This window comes from Bradyrhizobium sp. Leo170, assembly GCF_004296405.1.
In the GTDB taxonomy this organism is placed as follows: Bacteria; Pseudomonadota; Alphaproteobacteria; order Rhizobiales; family Xanthobacteraceae; genus Bradyrhizobium.
In genome coordinates, this window is sequence record NZ_PSRR01000553.1 from 1 (window position 1) to 3185 (window position 3185).

The 3185-nt window shown below is 64.7% G+C and carries 3 protein-coding genes; 2 read left to right on the top strand and 1 reads right to left on the bottom strand.

Annotation, left to right across the window (positions count from 1 at the left end):
* Positions 1-968, top strand: a 968-nt coding sequence (locus tag CWO89_RS42250; protein WP_165421570.1) for an AbrB family transcriptional regulator, incomplete at its 5' end; no start/stop codon positions are given.
* On the opposite strand, the gene CWO89_RS42255 is transcribed toward CWO89_RS42250, so the two are convergent.
* The gene (locus CWO89_RS42255; protein ID WP_130584133.1) at positions 918-1556 is read right to left on the bottom strand and encodes a TetR/AcrR family transcriptional regulator; all 639 of its coding nucleotides are present in this window, start codon (positions 1554-1556) and stop codon (positions 918-920) included. The genes CWO89_RS42250 and CWO89_RS42255 overlap by 51 nt on opposite strands.
* A gap of 62 nt (positions 1557-1618) precedes the next feature.
* Here CWO89_RS42255 and CWO89_RS42260 point away from each other — a divergent pair, with 62 nt between their 5' ends.
* Complete coding sequence (locus CWO89_RS42260) at positions 1619-2560, top strand: alpha/beta hydrolase family protein (RefSeq protein WP_130584134.1); 942 nt, start codon at positions 1619-1621, stop codon at positions 2558-2560.
* The last annotated feature ends 625 nt before the right edge of the window (positions 2561-3185 follow it).

The following is a 3185-nucleotide window of genomic DNA, read 5'->3' on the forward strand; positions in this document are numbered from 1 at the left end:
CGCTGGTGCAGATGGGCGGAGGGGCGGTGAGGGTGCCCCGCCTGCTGATCGTCGCCGCCCAGGCAATTATTGGCTGCCTCGTCGCGCAATCGATCACGCCGGCAATCATCAGCGGCTTCGCGCGCTACTGGCCGATCATCCTCGCCACCGTAGCGCTTTCGGTCGGCGCAAGCGCTCTGATCGGCTGGACCATGAGCCGCTTGCGCATCATCCCCGGCACCACGGCGGTGTGGGGCATGCTGCCGGGCGCCGCCACGGTGATGATGGTGATGGCCGAGGCCCATGGCGCCGATTTCCGACTCGTTGCTTTCATGCAGTATCTGCGCGTCGTGCTGGTCGCCGCGGCGGCCTCGGTGGTGGCGCTATGCTTTGCGCACGGCGGTGGCGGGCGTTTCAGTGCCGGGCTTTTTCCGCCGGTCGACCTGACGAACCTCGGTGCCACCGCGGCCATCGCGCTCGTCGGAGCTGGTCTTGCCGCACGGATGCCGGCCGGCGTGCTCCTTGGTCCTCTCGTTCTCGGAGCGGTGTTCAACGTGCTTGGCTGGGTGAAGATCGAGCTGCCGCCACTGGTGCTGATCGCAACCTACGCGCTGATCGGCTGGAACACGGGCTTGCGCTTCACGCGCGACGTGCTGGCGACCGCTGCTCGCGCGCTGCCACAAAGCATCGGCGCAACCGCGATCCTGATGGGGTTTTGCGGCCTGCTGGCGTGGCTGTTGGTGGAGTTCCTGCACGTCGATCCGCTGACCGCCTATCTCGCCACCAGCCCCGGCGGCGTCGATGCCGCCGCGATCATCGCCGCCTCGACCAAGGTCGACACGTCCTTCGTCATGGCGCTGCAGACCGTGCGCGTGATCCTGCTGCTGTTCGTCGGTCCGTCGGTTGCGCGCTGGGTGGCGGGAACACTCGATCGCACGTCAGCCAGTCCGGGGCCGGATGGTGCGCCGGACCTTGGCAACCTTGATTGACTTGCGCGGCGTCGGCATCAGCCCGCGAACCAGACGGGCGGCCGCTGCTCCGGCGGTTTCCATGTAGGTTGGATCCCGATGCAGCAGGACGACGGCAAACGCGCCGTCCAATAGCAGGATGACCTGCCGCGCAAGCTGCCGCGCTTCCCGCGAGGCGACCGCATCTTCGAAGACGGAGCAAAGCCAGTCTTCGACGCGTTTCTTGTGCGCGCGGCCGATCACCATCGCCGGATGACCGGGCAGGTTGACCAGTTCGACCGAGGTGCGCAGGAAGCCGCAACCCTTCCATTTGGAATGGCGTGCCGACCGCGCCAGATTGCGAAAGATCGCTTCCACCTTGGCGGCCACGTCACCATCGGCCTCGGCAAACCAGCGCTTGAACAAAGCGAGATTTGGCTGGTCGCGGATCTCGAGATAGGCCGCGATCAGATCGTCCTTGCTACGGAAATGATAGTAGAGCGTCCGCTTGGTGAGGCCGGCTTTCTCCGCCACGGCATCGACGCTGACGGCGCGGATGCCCTCGCCGTAGAACAGCTTGCCGGCGGCTTGAAGGATGCGCTCACGCGTCGAACGGCCAGTCTGGCTCATGAGCCCGATGTATACTAACCAGTGAATATACACAACGCCGCCCACCTCTTATCGTCGCGCACATGACCAAGGTGGCGTTGCGCATATCGATTGAGGATGGGATAGAAGTCACGATTCCCTGCCGGGATGGCGTAACGATCGGCGGCCATTTGTGGCTTGCGCCAGCCGGCCGCTCCGCCGGCAGCATCATCGTCAATGCGGCAACGGGAGTGGCTGCGCGCTACTACCACCGCTATGCATGCTTTCTGGCGAACCACGGCTTCGATGTCCTCACCTATGACTATCGCGGCATCGGCGCTTCGCGGCCGTCCCGCTTGCGAAGCTGTGGCTATCGCTGGCGTGACTGGGGCGAACTCGATTTCGAGGCGGCGCTTTGCTTCATGCACGAGTATAGGCCACAGGCCCGCCTCATCGTTGTCGGCCACAGCATCGGCGGTTTCCTGCCGGGGCTCGCCGAAAGCGCCGGCTTGATCGAGCGGATGCTGACGGTCGGCGCGCAGTATGCCTGGTGGGGCGACTATGCGCCGCGCCGGCGGTCCGGCCTGTTCCTCAAATGGCATGTCGCCATGCCCATCATGACGGCGCTCTGCGGCTATTTTCCCGGCCGCAGGCTCGGCTGGCTGGAGGATCTGCCTGCCGGCGTCGCCAATGAATGGAGTTTCCGCGGGCGACGCTTCGAGCACAGCCATCCGCGCGGCGAGAGGCGGGCCGTGCTCTCACGGATGGCAGCGGTGACGGCGCCGATCCTTGCGGTTGCCGTGTCGGACGACGAACTCGGCACCGTGCCCGCGATCCGCCGCACGCTCGGCTACTACACCGGCGCGCCGCGCACGGCTGTGCTGCTCGAGCCGCCCAACTACGGTCGCAAGACGATCGGCCATTTCAATCTGTTCCATGACACTCACGCGGCCGGCTTCTGGACCGACACGCTGCTGTGGCTCAGGGACGGCCGCAATCCCTGGCCGGGGCAAGTGCTTGCATCCGTCGGTCCCGGCGGGCCGTAGTCGAGAGGCAGAGCGCTTCGCCAAGCCTGCTTTCGGCCGGGTTCAACATGCCTCAGAAAGGTACGCCGCCGGGCTTGAAATACACTGTCCCGGCGGCGCCCTGTCTCATACTGGGCCCCTGAAATCCCCAGTACCCATTGAAGTGCAACGCGTATGCCACAAGGGTATGACGCCAAAGAAAACTTATTTGATCCCGGCGCGGGAATAGGGCGGGACCGTCCGGTGTATCGTTAATCGTCGGCAGCCCTCTGCAACTTTTGCTCAGTTGGAGCGTAGCTCTGGCATGAGGGAAGATTTGGTCCGGTTTCGTCAGCTAGCCCAGGAATGCAAGGACCGGGCGGCAGAAGCTCGCTGTCCGGTGGACGAAGATGCCTGGCTGATGCTCGCAGCCGATTGGCTGGCGCTTGCGCAGGCCAGTGAGGCCGCAGGGGCGGGCGACGACGCGGCTACAGGCCGCGCTGCATCCGGTTGACGGCGACAAGAAGGTCGGGCCGCTCCAATACTTCCACCAATCTATCAAGGATGACGCGCTCGTTATTGCGCGGTCGCGGCTGCAAATATTCTTCAAGTATGCCCTGGGCATCACGAACGGCCTGAAGAGCTAGCTGCTCATCCGTCATTCTAG

What these genes read in the sequence shown, in the direction of transcription:
- CWO89_RS42255 (WP_130584133.1), bottom strand. Translation starts at nt 1,556, where the DNA reads ATGAGCCAGACTGGCCGTTCGACGCGTGAGCGCATCCTTCAAGCCGCC.
- CWO89_RS42260 (WP_130584134.1), top strand. Translation starts at nt 1,619, where the DNA reads ATGACCAAGGTGGCGTTGCGCATATCGATTGAGGATGGGATAGAAGTC.